We start from the raw sequence: 17,054 nt of genomic DNA, 5'->3' as shown, positions 1-17,054 counted from the left end.
AAACCTTAAGGATTAACCACGGTACGAAACGCCAGCTTGCCATCCTTCACTTCGTTGATGACCGCGCTGCGGATAGCGTCGCCGTTTTGTAACGTCAGCGTGCCGGTTACGCCCTGGAAGTCCTTAGTGGCGCGAATTTTTTCGTTAACGCAAACCCGATCGTGCGGGTCGCTGCACTGGTTCATGGCGTTGATAATGACGTTATAGGCGTCCGCCGCCATCGCGCCCCAGGTGTGGGTCGGCTGCTGGTATTTGGCTTCCCAGGCTTTGATAAACACCTCGCCCGCCGGCGTTTGCTCTTTGGCGTTCGGCGAGTAGTAGTCGGTGGTCATATAGCCGTTGACCGCGTCTTTGCCGACGTCAAAAAAGACCTGATCCGCCGCCAGCCCGTCGCCGCCGACCACCGGCTTGCTCAGCCCCAGCTGCTTCGCCTGTACGGCGATCAGCGCCCCTTCGGTGTAGTAGATCGGCATATAGATCATGTCGACGTTCTTCGCCTTCACGCTGGCCAGCTGGGCCTTAAAGTCTTTGCTGCCGCCGGGAGCCTGAACTTCGATAGGAATGGTGCCGCCGTTTTTCAGGAACTGCGTGCGAAAGGCCTTCGCCAGGCCGACGGAGTAGTCGTTGCTGCTGTCGAAGACGATGGCGGCGGTTTTGGCTTTCAGATCGCGCGAGGCGAGGTTAGCGCCGACCACGCCCTGGAAGCTGTCGGAGAAGCAGACCCGGCTGACGTAAGGGTGGTTGCGGGTAACGCGGTCGTTGGTCGCGGTTGAGGAGACCAGCGGCGTTTTGCTGTCGTCGGCGATTTTGGTCATCGCCAGGGTATTGGAGGAGGTGACTTCGCCGATCACCGCATCGACTTTATCGCTGGAAACCAGGCGCTGCATGGCGTTAGCGGCTTCGACCTTATCGCTCTTATCGTCGATCACGATAAGCTTCACGGTGTCGCCGTTTTTTAACGTCGGCGTAATGCTCTGGATAATATCCAGCCCTTTTTGCGAAGGCTGACCGTAGCCGCTCAGCGCGCCGCTCAGCGGCAAGACCACGCCGATTTTAATTTCAGCCGCCTGCGCGCTGCTGGCACCGACCCACGCGGCAACCAGCGTGGCCATTAAAGACGCTTTCCCGGAAAACTTGTTCATTGTTACCTCACCGTCGGTCGATTATTTATACCCTTCATACTTCAAGTTGCTTGTGCGTTGGCTTTCCTCGCTCACCCCAGTCACTTACTTCAGTAAGCTCCTGGGGATTCACTGCGTCGCCGCGTGATTCGCCCCTACGGGACTCACCCTTTCAGGGCCAGCGCAAGCGCTGTTCAAAACGGTTAACCGTTTTGTCCTGCAACTCGAATTATTTTGGGTATATCTTTAACTATCAATGACTGCATAACATCGAGACATAATTCACCAGGATATCCGGCGAATTATTGGCTGTTATGTTGAATAGATAACGAGATATATTTAATGCGCAGAATTACCTTACAACGTCCGTTTCGTTTTTACTCATGCAATATTCTTATTACCTGCAGGAAAGGGCATAAGGCTGATGTAAATACTGTTTTTGGTACGGTTAACGCATTTTGCCAGGTGGCGGCTGACGCCTTACCCGGCCTGGAAAGCCCGCAATTTTAGCGCGCACCCGAATATAATATTCAGGTGCGCTCGATAATATTAAAAATCTATTCTGCTGCCCGCGTTACTTATTATTTTAACTGGCTCAACGGTTTTATTTTTCCATGCAGCGCCGGATTATCGCTTTCGTCTTTCAGGCGCACTCCGGTAAGCCGCCGCAAAAAGGCCTGCTCCAGTAGCCAGGCCAGTTTAAATGCGGCGGCATCAAAGCTCAGTCCTTCCGGACGGATATTAGAAATACAGTTGCGCTCCGACTCCAGCCGCTGACGATGCGGCTGCCAGGTTAAATACACCCCGAGGCTATCCGGCGAGGAGAGCCCGGGCCTTTCGCCAATCAATATCGCCACCGCTCTGGCCTTCAGCGTTTCGCCTATATCATCGCCCAGCGCGACCCGCGACTGGTGCGCCAGCACCACCGGGGCCAGGCTCAGGCCGAGGGTTTCCAGATAGGGCAGCAGGGCGCGAATCAGCGGCACCGCCTGGCGCTGCACGGCGTATGACGACAGCCCGTCGCCAATCACCAGCAGCAGGTCGGCGGGGCGCGCGCCGCTGGCGGCGAGGTCGGCGCGGCTCTCTTCGTTCAGCTGTCGCCCCAGATCCGGGCGATTCAGATAGACATGGCGATCGCTGGCGGCGCTGCGGACGGTCAGCGTCGACAGCCCCAGCTCCGCCAGCGGCTGGACTAACTGGTCGCTGGCGAAAGGCTGGTGAATGGCATCGCGCGCCCGGGCGTGGGCGAGGCCGAAATTCAGCACTTCGCGGGTCGGCAGGCTGGCGCCGCTGCGCCCCAGCGCAATCCGCGCATCGGTAAACTCACGCAGCGGGTTCCAGGCGTCGGGAGGATTCATACCGGTTCTCCTTGCGGCAGGACGGAAAGCAGCGGATGGCGGGCATCGGTCAGACGCAGCGCGCCGTGACGGTCAATAATTTGCATCTTCGTCAGCCAGTCGGCGAACTCAGGCGCATGCTGTAAACCCAGCAGTCGGCGGGCGTAAAGGGCATCGTGGAACGAGGTGCTTTGGTAGTTGAGCATAATATCGTCAGCCCCCGGAACGCCGATCAAAAAGGTCAGCCCGGCCGCGCAGAGCAGCGTCAGCAGGGTATCCATATCGTCCTGATCCGCTTCGGCGTGATTGGTGTAGCAAACGTCGCAGCCGATGGGCAGCCCCATCAGCTTGCCGCAGAAGTGATCTTCCAGCCCGGCGCGGATAATCTGCTTACCATCGTACAGATACTCCGGGCCGATAAAGCCCACCACCGTATTGACCAGCAGCGGCTCAAAATGGCGGGCGACGGCATAGGCCCGGGCTTCGCAGGTCTGCTGATCAACGCCGTGGTGGGCGTTGGCGGAAAGACAGCTGCCCTGGCCGGTTTCAAAATACATCACGTTGTTGCCCAGCGTGCCGCGGTTCAGGCTAAGCGCCGCTTCCCGCGCTTCCTGCAGCAGCGCCAGATTAATGCCGAAACCGCTGTTGGCGGCTTCGGTACCGGCCACCGACTGGAACACCAGATCCACCGGCGCGCCGCGCTCAATCAGCTGCAGGGTGTTGGTGACGTGGGTCAAAATGCACGACTGGGTGGGGATGGCGAAGCGCTGAATAATATCGTCAAGCATATGGTTCAGCTGCGCCAGCACCGGCAGGCTGTCGCTGGCCGGATTGATGCCGATCACCGCGTCCCCGGCGCCGTACAGCAGGCCGTCGAGCATGCTGGCGGCGATGCCTTTCATATCATCGGTCGGATGATTGGGCTGCAGGCGCACGCTCAGGCGCCCCGGCAGGCCGATGGTATTGCGAAAACGGGTGACGACCCGGCATTTGCTGGCGGCGAGGATCAGATCCTGATTGCGCATCAGCTTGCTGACCGCGGCGGCCATCTCCGGGGTTATCGCGCGGGCGACCTGGCGCAGCGCCGCTTCATCGGTGGCGTCGTCGAGCAGCCAGTCGCGAAAATCGCCGACCGTAAGATGGCGAATCGCCGCGAAGCCCCGGGCGTCGTGGGTATCGAGGATCAGCCGGGTCACCTCATCCTGCTCGTAGGGAATCAGCGGATTATCGAGAATCTCCGTGAGCGGAACCTCCGCCAGCGCCATTTTTGCCGCCATCCGCTCTTCGGCGGAGCCGGCGATAACGCCCGCCAGCGCGTCGCCGGAACGCGCAGGGGAGGCCTTCGCCATCAAGGTTTTCAGACTATCAAAGCGCCATACCTGGCCCGATAGCGTGGTTTTATACATGTGTCGCCTCCTCAGGAGACCGTACGCAGCTGCGGATCCACCGCCGCGCGCTGGCGGGCCGCTGCGGTCTTGCGAAACCACAGGTAGCCGCCGAGCATCATGGCGGCGAAAATCAGCGCCAGCAGCGTGTTGTACCAGACCATCGCCACCAGGCAGAGTACCGCCATGGCCAGCGCGAAGGCCGGCGCCCACGGATAGAGCGGTGCGCGGAACGGTCGAATCAGCTTCGGCTCGCTGCGGCGCAGTTTAAACAGCGCTGCCATCGAGGTGATATACATAACAATAGCGCCAAATACCGACATCGTGACGATACAGGCGGTCAGCGGCATCCCGCTAATGGTGATCAGCGAATCGGAGAAAATGGCGGCGATGCCCACCACGCCCCCGGCGAGGATCGCCAGATGCGGCGTGCGGGTGCGGCGGTTCAGCGTCGCCAGGCTGGCGGGGAGATAGCCCGCGCGCGCCAGCGAGTAAATCTGCCGCGAGTAGCCCATGATAATCCCGTGGAACGAGGCCACCAGGCCGAAGAGCCCCAGCCACACCAGCATATGCAGCCAGCCGCTGCTGTTGCCGACCACCATTTTCATCGCCTGCGGCAGCGGGTCGTTAATATTGGCCAGGGTTCGCCAGTCGCCCACGCCGCCGGCAAAAATCATCACGCCAATCGCCAGCACGGTCAGGGTCAGGATGCCGCCGCCCAGCGCCCGGGGAATGGTGCGCTGCGGATCCTTCGCCTCTTCGGCGGCCATCGATGCGCCTTCAATCGCCAGAAAGAACCAGATAGCGAACGGGATGGCGGCAAACATCCCCGGCAGCGCCAGGCCGCTGAAGCTCTCCGCGCCCGCCCAGCCGTTAGCAGTAAAGTGGCTCCAGGAGAAGCCCGGCGCGACAACGCCCATAAACACCAGCAGTTCGAAAATCGCTAATAACGTCACCACCAGCTCAAAGGTCGCGGCGATACCCACGCCGAGAATATTCAGCGTCATAAAGATGATGTAGGCGCCGCAGGCCACCCATTTGGGGTCGAGCGCCGGAAACTGCACGTTAAGATAGGCGCCGATGGCCATGGCGATGGCGGGCGGGGCGAAGACGAATTCAATCAGGGTCGCGAAGCCGGCGATAAACCCGCCGGTCGGGCCAAAGGCGCGGTAGGCGTAGGCAAAAGGCCCGCCCGCATGCGGAATGGCGGTGGTCAGCTCGGTAAAGCTAAAAATAAAGGCGCAATACATCGCGGCGATGGCCAGCGCGACGATCATAAAGCCCAGCGTCCCGGCCTGGGACCAGCCGTAGCTCCAGCCAAAATACTCTCCGGAAATAACCAGCCCAACGGCGATCCCCCATAAGCGGAAACTGCCGAGCGTTCTTTTTAGCGTTGTGGTTTGCTCTGTCATGTTCGTTGCCTCGCCAGATAAAGATATCGGGAGGGTTGCAAAGAGAATGCCAGGGCATACCACCGATAAACGCGGCGGTTTACGCCAACGAGGATCAAAAAAGGTGCAGACCGCGCCAGGCGGGAGAGTCGCGGTGGTGCAGCTGCCCGCAAATGTGGCGTTACTGGTGCATGAGGGCGCCAGCGTCTTTTTTGCGCCATCGCGCCCGGCCGCTTTGCAATTTGGCGATAGGCGGGGTATAAGGAATCTCTTATCTGGATGTTTAGATGTCTATACGCCCATGAGGTCAAATGCAAACAACACAACAACAAGGTGGGCAGCTTAAGCGCACCATGAAGACCCGCCACCTGATTATGCTGTCGCTGGGTGGCGTTATTGGCACAGGGCTATTTTTTAATACCGGCTATATCATCTCCACCACCGGAGCGGCGGGTACGCTGCTGGCCTATCTGATTGGCGCGCTGGTGGTCTGGCTGGTGATGCAGTGTCTGGGCGAACTCTCGGTGGCGATGCCGGAAACCGGGGCGTTTCACGTCTACGCCGCCCGCTATCTCGGCCCGGCGACCGGGTACACCGTCGCCTGGCTCTACTGGCTTACCTGGACCGTCGCGCTTGGCTCAAGCTTCACCGCCGCCGGATTCTGCATGCAGTACTGGTTCCCGCAGGTGCCGGTATGGGTCTGGTGCGTGGTGTTCTGCGCGGTGATTTTCGCCCTCAACGTTATCTCCACCCGCTTCTTTGCCGAAGGTGAATTCTGGTTCTCGCTGGTGAAGGTGGTCACCATTATTGCCTTTATTATTCTCGGCGGGGCGGCGATCTTCGGCATCATTCCGATGCAGGATGGCTCCCCGGCGCCGGGGTTGCGCAATATCACCGCCGAAGGCTGGTTCCCGCACGGCGGTCTGCCGATCCTGATGACCATGGTGGCGGTTAACTTCGCTTTCTCCGGCACCGAGCTTATCGGCATCGCGGCGGGGGAAACGGAGAATCCGCACAAAGTCATTCCGGTGGCCATTCGCACCACCATCGCCCGGCTGATTATCTTTTTTATCGGCACCGTCTTCGTGCTGGCGGCGCTGATCCCGATGCAGCAGGCGGGAGTCGAGAAAAGCCCGTTTGTGCTGGTGTTCGAAAAGGTGGGGATCCCTTACGCGGCGGATATCTTTAACTTTGTGATCCTGACGGCGATTCTGTCGGCGGCCAACTCTGGCCTCTACGCCTCCGGGCGGATGCTGTGGTCGCTCTCCAATGAAAAAACGCTGCCGGCCTGTTTTACTAAATTAACTAAAAACGGCGTGCCGCTGACGGCGATTTCGGTGAGCATGCTCGGCGGCGTGCTGGCGCTCTTCTCCAGCGTCGTGGCCCCGGATACGGTGTTTGTCGCGCTGTCGGCGATTTCCGGCTTCGCGGTGGTGGCGGTATGGCTGAGCATCTGCGCCTCGCACTTTATGTTCCGCCGTCGCCATCTGCAGCAGGGGAAGGCGCTAAGCGAACTGCACTACCGCGCGCCGTGGTATCCGCTGGTGCCGGCGCTGGGATTTGTGCTTTGCCTGGTGGCCTGCGTGGGTCTGGCGTTTGACCCGAGTCAGAGGATTGCGCTGTGGTGCGGGATCCCGTTCGTGGCACTGTGTTATGGTGCGTATTATCTGACTCGTTCACGGAAACTCACCCAGGAGCCTCAACATGTCGCAGAATAATCCGTTAACCGCCCTCCTTGACGCAAAGCCCTTTATCCTGCTGGACGGCGCGATGGCGACGGAGCTGGAAGCGCGCGGCTGCAATCTTGCCGACAGCCTGTGGTCGGCGAAAGTGCTGGTCGACAACCCGGAGCTTATCCGCGAAGTTCACCTCGACTATTTCCGCGCCGGCGCGCAGGTGGCGATCACCGCCAGCTATCAGGCGACGCCGGCGGGCTTTGCCGCCCGCGGCCTCGATGAAGCGCAGTCGAAAGCGCTGATCGGCAAAAGCGTTGAGCTGGCCCGCAAGGCGCGGGAGGCGTATCTGGCGGAAAACCCGCAGGCGGGCGCGCTGCTGGTTGCCGGTTCGGTCGGGCCGTACGGCGCCTTCCTGGCGGACGGTTCGGAGTATCGCGGCGATTATGTCCGCAGCCGTGAGGAATTTCAGGCGTTTCATCGTCCGCGCGTGGAAGCGCTGCTCGACGCCGGGGCCGATCTGCTGGCCTGCGAAACGATGCCGAATTTCGCCGAGATGAAGGCGCTGGCGGAGCTGCTGACCGCCTATCCGCGCGCGCGGGCGTGGTTCTCGTTTACCCTGCGCGATGCGCAGCATCTCAGCGACGGCACGCCGCTGCGGGAAGTGGTTGGTGTGCTGGCAAACTATCCGCAGGTGGTGGCGCTGGGCATTAACTGTATCGCGCTGGAGAACACCACCGCCGCGCTGGCGCATCTGCATAGCCTGACGGCTCTGCCGCTGGTGGTTTATCCTAACTCCGGGGAGCACTATGACGCGGTATCCAAGACCTGGCATCACCACGGCGAAGCCTGTGCAACGCTGGCGGAATATTTACCCCAGTGGCTGGCGGCGGGGGCGAAGCTGATTGGCGGCTGCTGCCGCACGACGCCGAAGGATATTGCCGAACTGAACGCCCGGCGTTGAGTTTGCGCCGGGTGGCGGCTGATGCCTTACCCGGCCGACAACGTGCACGAATCGTAGGCCGGGTAAGCGTAAGCGCTACCCGGCATCAATCATCCGGCATCCGCTAACACAAACATCCCGTACGGGTGGATTTCGAGATAGTAATGCTCGCCGACGTCCGGCTGCAGCCGCGTCGCGTTCACCTGCAGCAAAATTTCCTGCCCGTGCCACTCTACCGTCACCTCGTACTGTGGCCCCATATAGGCCACGTGGCGAATCGTGCAGCGCTGGCTCTCCTCGCCGCGATCGCTCAGGGTGATCGCCTCCGGGCGGACGCCGACGCTGCCCTCGCCGTGGGCGGCAAAATGCGGCGGCCTCGGCAGCCGATAGCCATAAATATCGACGAACCCCTCGCTGAAGGCGGCCGGGAACAGGTTGGCATCGCCCATAAAGCTCGCCATAAAGCGCGACGCGGGCTGGCGGTAAAGATCCTGCGGCGAGCCGATCTGCATGATATGCCCCTTATTCATCACCAGCACGGTATCGGAAACCGCAAAGGCTTCACTCTGATCGTGGGTCACGTACAGCGAGGTGATATCAAACTGCTTTTGCAGTTCGCGGATCTTATCGCGCATGCTGCGCCGCAGGTTGGCGTCGAGGTTGCTTAAGGGCTCATCAAACAGCAGCACCTTTGGCTTGAGGATCAGGGCGCGCGCCAGCGCTACGCGCTGCTGCTGGCCGCCGGAGATCTGATCGACATAGCGGTCTTCGAAGCCCTCCAGATCCACCATCGCCAGCGCCTCCTTCACCCGCGCTTTCACATCGCTGCGCGACGCGCCGAGCATCTTCAGACCGTAGCCGACGTTGTCCCCCAGCGACATATGCGGAAACAGGGCGTAAGACTGAAACACCATACAGATGTCGCGCTGCTGAATGGAGCGATGGGTCACGTCTTCGCCATCGATGAAAATCTGCCCTTCGCTCGGTTTTTCCAGCCCGGCGACCAGGCGCAGAATGGTGGTCTTACCGCAGCCGGAAGGGCCGAGCAGGGTCACCATTTGCCCCTGCGGGATGGTGAGATTGATATTGTCGATAACCGTGTTGCTGCCGAATCGCTTGGTGACGTTGCGCAGTTCAACAAAATTTTTCTGACTCATAGTGCGCTCCATTACGCCTGGTTTTTGGCTTTTGACCGGGAGATACGCGCTTCCCCGATCAGCCAGTCAAAGATAAAAATAATCGCCAGCATCACTACGATCAGAATCGATCCGTAGGCGATCGCCACGCCGTATTCGCCGTCTTCCACCCGGTTGAGGATATAGGCGGTAGCGACGCGGGTGTCCGGCGTCACGAGGAACACAATGGCGCTGACGGTGGTAATGGCGCGCACAAAGCTGTAGATCAGCGCCGAGAGGATCGCCGGGCGCAGCAGCGGCAGCAGGATATGCGTAATGGTGCGCAGGGAACCCGCGCGCAGGCTGAGCGAGGCTTCGTCGAGCGATTTGTCGATCTGGCCTAAACCGGCAATGCCCGCCCGGATGCCCACCGGCACGTTACGCATCACCATCGAGATAATCACAATCGCCGCCGTTCCGGTGAGGTACACCGGCGCGCTGTTAAAGGCGAGAATATAGGAGACGCCCGCCACGGTGCCCGGTACCGCGAAGCACAGCATGGTGGTGAACTCGATGGTCTTTTTGCCTTTAAACTGCTGACGCACCACGATCCAGGCGATCAGCAGGCCGAAGGCGGCGGTGATCGGCGCGGCGATCCCGGCGTAGAGCAGGGTATCGAGCAGCGAAGGCCAGGCGCCGTCGCTCATCCCCTGGCCGAACAGCTTGATAAAGTTATCCAGCGTCAGGGTGTAGTCCACGCCCCAGTTAACGGTAAAGCTGCCGTAGAAAATGCTGCCGTAGAGCAGGGCGTTGAAGGCGATCCACACCGCCAGAATGGCGATCGCGCTCCACACCAGGGTCACCGGCAGCGGCTGCACGTCGCCGCGATAGGACTTACCGGAAACCGTGACGTACGAGCGCTTGCCGATCCACATATACTGAATGCAGAACACCAGCAGCGAGAACAGCAGCAGGAACGCGCCGAGGGTACTGGCGGCCTGATAATCGAGCTGCGAACCGGTGATATAGAAGTAGATTTGCGTCGCCAGCACGTCGAAGTTGCCGCCGAGCACCAGCGGGTTGCTGAAGTCGGCCAGCGACTGGACGATGACAATTAAAAACGCGTTCGCCAGCGCCGGTTTCAGCAGCGGGACGAAGACGCCGTTAAAGGTTTGCCAGCGGCTGGCGCGCAGGGTGTACGACGCCTCCTCCAGCGACGGATGAATGGTTTTAATCGCGCCGTCGAGGATCATAAACGCCATCGGAGTGAACGCCAGCACCTGCGCCAGCCAGATGCCGGTAAACCCGTACAGCCAGTTGGTGTTGGTTAAGCCGAACCAGTCGACCATCAGCTCGGTGACGTAGCCGGAACGGCCCATCATCAGGGTAACGCCGAGGCCGACGACAAACGGCGGGGTGACGATCGGCAGAATCGAGAAAATGCGGCCAATAATCGCGCTGCGCTTTGCGATGCGGGTGGTGTAAATCGCCAGCACCAGGCCAAAGAAGGTGCAGCCGATGCCTACCGCAATCGACAGGGCGATGGAGTTGAGGATCACCTGGACAATATGCGCCTGCGACAGCACGGCCATAAACGCCAGCGGGGCAAACTCGCCGGCGTCGTTGGTGAACATCGGGATGAAAATGGCGATGCTCGGCCAGACGATAAAGACGCCGATTAACGCCACGATGGTGACCAGCGAACCAATCACAAAGCGGTCGCCGCCCAGCCATTCCAGGCGGGTGAGCGCCAGGGTCATGATGGCGCCCAGCGCGACAAACAGCACGAGGGTGGCGTAGCCTAACCCGCGGCCTTCCACGGTGGCGCTGACGACGATAAACGCCATACAGAGGAGCGCCCAGCCGGCGTCGAGGTAGTGGCGGCTGCGCTGCTCCCGGCTGGCTTCCTGCCATGGACGAATCAGCAGCAGGCTCGGCAGGAGATACCACAGCCAGCTGATATTGAACTGTGACCAGCCGTAGGCCGCGAGAATTTCATCTTGTGTGGACTCCAGCAGACCGTAATCCAGGCTCCAGCTCGGCAGCAGGGCGAACGCCAGCCAGCCGAATAAAACCCAAAGGAATATCGCATCCCGCTTTTTCACGGGATGGAGTGCAAGTGTGTGTGACATAAGTTTTCCGGTGTCGTAGGCCGGGTAGGGCGTTGATGCCGCCACCCGGCAAATGAACGCAGTGCGGGCTTATTTACCCATCTTCACTTCGCTAACCCATTTATTGATGAGCGCTTTACGCACGTCCGTTGAGCCGTATTTATCCATGTCGTAGTTGATAAGCTTCAGGTCGTCGAGCTTCAGCGAGTTCGGCGAAGTTTCGGCGGTGGTGTTGGTCAGGATCTGATAAGACTTGCCTTTCTTCCACGCCAGCTCCTGGGCCTCTTTCGACAGCACCCAGTCGACAAACAGTTTGGCGTTGTCGAGGTTGCGTGCGCCCTTCAGAATGCTCACGCCACCAATTTCGTAGCCGGTGCCTTCGCACGGCGAGATCAGCTCCAGCGGCGCGCCCTGTTCTTTTTCCAGCGAATAGTCGTGCAGGAAGCCGATGCCGATGGCCGTTTCGCCGCGGGCGGCGTTGCGCGCCGGGGCGATCCCGGATTTCGTGTACTGGGAGACGTTAGCGTTGAGCTGTTTAAGATAATCGAAAGCCTGATCGTCTCCCCACAGCTGGGCGAAGGTCGCCAGCGCGGTGTAGGCGGTGCCGGAACTCTGCGGGTCGGCGATCTGGATTTCGCCTTTGTATTCCGGTTTGGTCAAATCCTTCCAGCATTTTGGCACCGGCAGATTTTTCTCTTTCAGGCGCTGGGTGTTCACGCCGAAGCCGAGAATGCCGACGTACACCGCCGAGGAGTAGTTGCCTTTCAGTTTCGCCGGATCGCGGAACTGCTCCATCACCTGCGTAAGATTCGGCGATTTATAGGGCTGCAGCAGGCCCATTTCGCCGGCCTGGGACTGCGGGTCGAGGGTGCCGCCGTACCAGACATCCGCCTGCGGGTTTTTCTTCTCGGCATCGACCTTCGCCAGCGTGCTGCCGGAGCCGTTGCGAATAAACGAGGTTTTTACGTCATATTTTTCGCCGAAGGCTTTAGTTTCCGCCTCACACATTTCGTTGGTGGCGCTGCAATAGACCACCAGACGACCTTTGGCGTGCGCCGCGCCGCTTAACGTCGCCAGCGCAATGCCGGAAGCAATCAGGGTAGTGACCAGCGTTTTTTTCATTATTTTATCCTTTGAGCAGCAGAGGTAGTAATGCTCGCCATCAGCAGCGGCATCAGCAATAAACCCATCAGAACTGCGGCGACCGAGAGTAAACTGAACATCCCCGACCAGCCGTAGCGTTCAATGACCAGCGATAGAGGCCAGCCCGCCAGCGCTGCCCCCAGATAGGCGAACAGGCCGAGAAATCCGCTGATTGACCCCGCCGCCGCTTTGTGTCCGCACTCCACCGCCGCGAGGCCAATCAGCATTTGCGGGCCAAAAACGAAGAAGCCCACCGTAAAGAAACACACCGCCAGCAGCGCGTAGTGGTGTACCGGCGCCAGCCAGAGCGCGGCGACGGAGACCATCAGCCCCAGCGTGAACAGTAAAATCATCGGCGCCCGCTGGCCGCTGAACAGCAGATCCGAGCCCCATCCGGCGAACAGCGCGCCGAGCAGGCCGCCCGCTTCAAACAGCATCACCGTGGCGTTGGCGCTGAGCAGATTGACGCCGTGGCTCTCCGTCAGCCAGATGTTGCCCCAGTCGTTGAGCGCGATGCGGATCAGGTAGACCAGCACATAAGAGACGCCCAGCAGCCAGATCATCGGGTTCTTCAGCATCGTGGTACGCAGCATCTGCCACAGCCCCATCGGCGGGCTTTGCCGCTCCTGGCGCAGCTCCAGCGGGTCGTTACGCCAGGTGCCCACCGACGGCAATCCCTCTTCGCGGGGCGTTCCTTTCAGGTGCAGCGTTAACCAGATGCCTGATGCCATGCTGATCATCCCCGGTGCCAGCATCGCCGCCTGCCAGCCCCACCAGTGGGCGGCAAAGGCGCTAATCAGCGGGATAATAGCCCCGCCGATGTTGATCGACATATTCCAGCAGCCCCACCAGAAGCCGCGTTCGTTGCGCGAGTACCAGTGGGTTAGCAGGCGGGCGCAGGGAGGCCAGCCCCAGCCCTGAAAAAATCCGTTCAGCGTCCAGACCGCCAGCAGCAGCGTCAGCGACTCGCCGAAGGCGAACACCACGTTCAGCAGACCGGTGGCGAACAGGCCCGCGCCCATAAACCAGCGCTGCCCGTGGCTGTCGTGCCACAGCCCGGCGGTAAACTTCGACAGGCCGTAGGTCAGGTAAAACAGCGACCCCAGCAGGCCAATATCGCCTTTATCCAGGCCCAGATCCGTTTGCAGCGCCGGCAGAACGTAGTTGACGCTTTTGCGCGTCAGGTAAAACGCCGCATACCCGATGACCATGTACATCAGCAGCTGCGGACGCAGCGTCCTGTAACGTTGATTAATGTCGGTTGCTGAGCGCATAGCCGTCTCCGTTTTGCTGACTATATGAAAGTGAAATCGAAAGGGGATGAGAGAAAGTCCGGAGTGACTAAGACTTTTTCCTGGTTAGCCGGCTGTTTGTTGCAAATTTGTGGGCAAGTTAACAATTACGCGTGTGCCGCGCTGCGACTCCAGCGTCAGCTCTCCGCCCAGGGCGCTGACCCGCTCACGCATGCCCTGAATGCCGAAGCCGGCCATTTTGTCGGGGCTGATGCCGATACCGTTGTCCTTCACCTCCAGGCGCAGCAGCGTCCCCTGCTGATACAGGGCAATGGCGACCTCGCTGGCGTCGGCGTGCTTACAGACGTTATTAAGCAGTTCCTGTAGCAGCCGATAGAGGGTGAAGCGCACCGTTTCGCTCTCCGGCGTGGCGATGAGCCGGTAGTCAAAGCGACAGCGGATACCGCGCTCGGCAAAGGCAAACTCATTGAGCAAATGGTGTAGCGCCTCTTTAAACGACAGCTCATCGAGGGCCGGCGGGCGTAGCTGGCGCAGCAGCTGGCGGGTGGAGTGGTGAATACGCCGGGCGAGATCGTTAATCTGGCTGGCGGCGGCCTGGGTTTGCGCCGGATCGCGCGCCCGCTTCACCAGCTGCGACTGGATCTGAATGGCGGTAATATTCTGGCCGATTTCGTCGTGCAGCTCGCGCGCCAGGCTTTTGCGCGTATCCTCTTCGGTATGGATCAGCTTTTCGGCCAGCGCCCGCCGGGCCGCCAGCTCCGCCTCCAGCCGCTGGCGATAGTGGTGCAGGTTTTGCGCCAGGTGCTGCTGGCGGCTGATGGCAATGCCCAGCCCGATGCCGAGCAGCGCCTGAGTGGCCAGAAAAATCTCCAGCTCCACCAGGTTGCTGAATCCAACGCCAACCTGGCGGGCGATGGTGATCATCATGCTACCCAGCAGGCCGGAAAGGACGCCGCCCTGCCAGCCGAACTTCCACGCCATCACCACGTTGGGCAGAAACACCACAATTAACAGCAGGCGCTCGATTTCCGGCGACAGTACCATCTGGGTGCCGATGCCGATGATAAAGAACAGGCTGCACCAGATGATCAGCGAGGTGCGCAGCGGTGGATTATTGGTATCCAGCCCCAGCAGATGGTAGCGGTGCTGCTGGCGCAGGAATTCAAAAATCAGATAGACAAACGGCGTCAGCAGCACCCCGCCGGTAAACGAGGCCAGGCCGAGCATCATCGCCGGGCTTTTCACAAACGGCGAGAGCAGCGCGGTGTTGAGCAGCGCGCTGGCGGTGACCGTAGCCAGCAGCAGCGTCAGCCGCTGCCAGTAAAGGGGAAAGCGGTGCCAGAACTGTTGGGCGATGCCGGCGGGAAGCAGGCCGATCAACGGCGCGGCCAGCAGAATATAGCCGTTCAGCAGCTGTTCGCCGTGCAGCCAGAGCAGCATCAGCACCGGAGGCAGCACCAGCGCGGGCCAGTAGCGGCGCGAAAGCAGGATCAGCAGCGCCAGATAGACGCCGTGCGGCAGGAACAGCGCCGCCTGCTGGCCGTTATGGGTCAGGTAAAACCCGAGCGTCCACAGCATCAGCCAGCCGCTTCCCCAGGCCAGCACGATGAACAGCGAGATGACGCTGTGGCGAAGGCTGCGCGACATTAATGACCCGCCAGCAGCTGGTGGTCGAGGGCGAAATGGACCAGATCAATGGTGCTGTGACACTGTAGTTTGCCCAGCACGTTGGCGCGATGGACGTGAACCGTTTTGTGGCTGAGCTCGAGCTTAAAGGCGATCTCCTTGACGCTGTCGCCTTTAACTAGCAAATCAAAGATTTCGCGTTCACGCGGGGTGAGCACTTCCAGCACCTGCGCCGGTTGTTCTCCGCCGCGCAGCGCCCGCAGCGCATCGGCGCACAGGTAGTGTCCGCCCATACCGACGGAACGCACCGCCTGGACCAACTCTTCCGGGCCGCAGCGTTTGGTCAGATAGCCGCTGGCGCCGGCATCGAGCGCGCTCTGCACGAAGGTGGGGGTGTCGTAAATACTGAGAATAATGGCGCGGAACTGCGGCTTTTGCGCGCGCAGGCGCTTTAGCAGGCTCAGGCCGTTCTCATCCGGCATGGCGATATCCATGACCGCCACGTCGACGTCGTCGCGCAGCAGCGCCGGCCAGGCTTCCGCCGCGCGGCTGAACTGGCCAACCACCTCGAGATCTTCTTCGAGGCTGAGTAACTGCGCAAAGCCTGAACGCACCACCACATGGTCATCGACCAGCACCACTCGAATCATGTTTCTTCTCTCTCAGCGCATCATGGTTCTATGATGCCTGCCGCCGCTGCGCTGGCAATCAATCAGGCGCAGTTATGCAATGAATGTAACAAAATCGCAATACACTTCATCCTTCAAGCTGCCTCTTTGTTGGCTTCGTTTGCCCGCCCCGGTCACTGACTTATGTCAGCTCCCGGGGACGAACAACCTTGCCGCCTCGATGCAGCATGAATGATTTTGTGTATAAGCATTGCCGATTTTTTTCTAAAAACGCTTTGTTCTTAGCAAGAATTTTTAATTACTTCATCAAACGCATCGCGCCGGAAATACTGCACCCATAACAACTATGGGAAGCAGACACTATGGCACTAAAATCGCGTATCACACTCATTGCCGCGCTGGCGCTGGCGGCGTTCCAGGCCCAGGCGGTGAACGTCACCGTGGCGTATCAGACCTCCGCCGAGCCGGCGAAAGTCGCCCAGGCGGACAATACCTTCGCCAAAGCGAGCGGGGCGACCGTCGACTGGCGCAAGTTTGACAGCGGCGCGAGCATCGTGCGGGCGCTGGCTTCCGGCGACGTGCAGATCGGCAACCTCGGCTCCAGCCCGCTGGCGGTCGCCGCCACCCAGCAGGTGCCGATTGAAGTCTTTCTGCTGGCCTCAAAGCTCGGTAACTCCGAAGCGCTGGTAGTGAAGAAGAGCATCACCAAACCGCAGGACCTGATCGGCAAACGCATCGCCGTGCCATTTATCTCCACCACCCACTACAGCCTGCTGTCGGCGCTGAAGCACTGGGGGATTAAACCGGGGCAGGTGCAGATCCTCAACCTGCAGCCGCCGGCGATTATTGCCGCCTGGCAGCGTGGCGACATTGACGGCGCCTACGTCTGGGCGCCGGCGGTTAACGCGCTGGAAAAAGACGGCACGGTTCTCACCGACTCGTCGCAGGTGGGCGAGTGGGGCGCGCCGACGCTGGACGTGTGGGTGGTACGCAAAGACTTTGCCGAAAAGCATCCTGACATCGTCAAAGCCTTCGCCAAAAGCGCCATTGACGCGCAGCAGCCCTATATCGCCAACCCGGATGAGTGGCTGAAGCAGCCGGAGAACATCAGCAAGCTGGCGCGCTTAAGCGGCGTACCGGAAGCCGACGTCCCGGGGCTGGTGAAAGGCAATACCTACCTGACCGCCGCCCAGCAGGCGCAGGAGCTGAACGGGCCGGTGAATAAAGCCATCATCGACACCGCTAAATTCCTGAAAGAGCAGGGCAAAGTGCCCGCCGCCGGTAGCGACTACAGCCAGTACGTCACCGACCGTTTTGTGAAGTAAAG

The 17,054-nt window shown here is 60.3% G+C and carries 13 protein-coding genes and 1 pseudogene; 4 read left to right on the top strand and 10 right to left on the bottom strand.

The window, feature by feature from the left end; translation table 11 throughout:
* Nucleotides 1-5 precede the first annotated feature (5 nt).
* Nucleotides 6-1,112 (bottom strand): ABC transporter substrate-binding protein, encoded by a 1,107-nt coding sequence (locus ABLV30_RS21565; RefSeq protein ID WP_024359092.1) that lies wholly within the window; start codon nucleotides 1,110-1,112, stop codon nucleotides 6-8.
* 249 nt (nucleotides 1,113-1,361) lie between these two features.
* On the opposite strand from ABLV30_RS21565, the pseudogene ABLV30_RS21560 reads away from it, so the two are divergent.
* Nucleotides 1,362-1,442: pseudogene (locus ABLV30_RS21560) on the top strand (hypothetical protein); the annotation flags it as partial.
* 260 nt (nucleotides 1,443-1,702) lie between these two features.
* Here the strand turns inward: ABLV30_RS21560 and eutC are convergent.
* From eutC to eat, 3 genes are read right to left on the bottom strand one after another with little or no spacing between them, the layout of a single operon-like run.
* Complete coding sequence (eutC, locus tag ABLV30_RS21555) at nucleotides 1,703-2,479, bottom strand: ethanolamine ammonia-lyase subunit EutC (protein WP_109240991.1); 777 nt, start codon at nucleotides 2,477-2,479, stop codon at nucleotides 1,703-1,705.
* Nucleotides 2,476-3,864: an ethanolamine ammonia-lyase subunit EutB gene (locus ABLV30_RS21550; protein WP_004133738.1), complete on the bottom strand. Its 1,389-nt coding sequence runs from the start codon at nucleotides 3,862-3,864 to the stop codon at nucleotides 2,476-2,478. Before ABLV30_RS21550 ends, eutC begins: the two co-directional genes overlap by 4 nt.
* Before the next feature lie 11 nt (nucleotides 3,865-3,875).
* Complete coding sequence (eat, locus tag ABLV30_RS21545; protein WP_004129501.1) at nucleotides 3,876-5,255, bottom strand: ethanolamine permease; 1,380 nt, start codon at nucleotides 5,253-5,255, stop codon at nucleotides 3,876-3,878.
* 290 nt (nucleotides 5,256-5,545) lie between these two features.
* On the opposite strand from eat, the gene mmuP reads away from it, so the two are divergent.
* Together mmuP and mmuM are read left to right on the top strand one after the other, a co-directional pair.
* A complete protein-coding gene (gene mmuP / locus ABLV30_RS21540) occupies nucleotides 5,546-6,952 on the top strand; it encodes an S-methylmethionine permease (RefSeq protein WP_032748168.1) in 1,407 nt (468 codons plus the stop codon).
* Nucleotides 6,939-7,871 carry a homocysteine S-methyltransferase gene (mmuM, locus tag ABLV30_RS21535; RefSeq protein WP_048261368.1) on the top strand — a complete coding sequence of 311 codons (933 nt, stop codon included), beginning with the start codon at nucleotides 6,939-6,941 and terminating at the stop codon, nucleotides 7,869-7,871. The genes mmuP and mmuM overlap by 14 nt, the downstream gene beginning before the upstream one ends.
* A gap of 89 nt (nucleotides 7,872-7,960) precedes the next feature.
* Here the strand turns inward: mmuM and fbpC are convergent, their stop codons facing one another.
* The 6 genes from fbpC to ABLV30_RS21505 form a co-directional block, all read right to left on the bottom strand.
* Nucleotides 7,961-9,007, bottom strand: coding sequence for a ferric ABC transporter ATP-binding protein (gene fbpC, locus ABLV30_RS21530; RefSeq protein ID WP_025107208.1), 1,047 nt, complete (start codon nucleotides 9,005-9,007; stop codon nucleotides 7,961-7,963).
* An 11-nt stretch (nucleotides 9,008-9,018) separates the two neighbouring features.
* Nucleotides 9,019-11,097 (bottom strand): iron ABC transporter permease, encoded by a 2,079-nt coding sequence (locus tag ABLV30_RS21525; RefSeq protein WP_265800656.1) that lies wholly within the window; start codon nucleotides 11,095-11,097, stop codon nucleotides 9,019-9,021.
* A 69-nt stretch (nucleotides 11,098-11,166) separates the two neighbouring features.
* Entirely contained in the window at nucleotides 11,167-12,198 is a 1,032-nt protein-coding gene (locus ABLV30_RS21520; protein WP_004133724.1) for an ABC transporter substrate-binding protein, read from the bottom strand.
* Nucleotides 12,198-13,517, bottom strand: coding sequence for an MFS transporter family glucose-6-phosphate receptor UhpC (gene uhpC, locus ABLV30_RS21515; RefSeq protein WP_224266094.1), 1,320 nt, complete (start codon nucleotides 13,515-13,517; stop codon nucleotides 12,198-12,200). The genes ABLV30_RS21520 and uhpC overlap by 1 nt, the downstream gene beginning before the upstream one ends.
* 60 nt (nucleotides 13,518-13,577) lie before the next feature.
* Complete coding sequence (locus ABLV30_RS21510; protein WP_064405121.1) at nucleotides 13,578-15,119, bottom strand: MASE1 domain-containing protein; 1,542 nt, start codon at nucleotides 15,117-15,119, stop codon at nucleotides 13,578-13,580.
* Entirely contained in the window at nucleotides 15,119-15,748 is a 630-nt protein-coding gene (locus tag ABLV30_RS21505; protein WP_064358642.1) for a response regulator transcription factor, read from the bottom strand. The genes ABLV30_RS21510 and ABLV30_RS21505 overlap by 1 nt, the downstream gene beginning before the upstream one ends.
* Before the next feature lie 341 nt (nucleotides 15,749-16,089).
* Between ABLV30_RS21505 and tauA the strand changes: the two genes are divergently transcribed.
* Nucleotides 16,090-17,052: a taurine ABC transporter substrate-binding protein gene (gene tauA / locus ABLV30_RS21500; protein ID WP_032748188.1), complete on the top strand. Its 963-nt coding sequence runs from the start codon at nucleotides 16,090-16,092 to the stop codon at nucleotides 17,050-17,052.
* Nucleotides 17,053-17,054 lie beyond the last annotated feature (2 nt).

Origin of the sequence: Klebsiella sp. CN_Kp113, assembly GCF_040064585.1 — a bacterium.
GTDB classification, from domain to species: domain Bacteria; phylum Pseudomonadota; class Gammaproteobacteria; order Enterobacterales; family Enterobacteriaceae; genus Klebsiella; species Klebsiella michiganensis.
The sequence above is the reverse complement of the archived record's forward strand: the minus strand, read 5'-3'. Positions and strand labels throughout refer to the sequence as shown.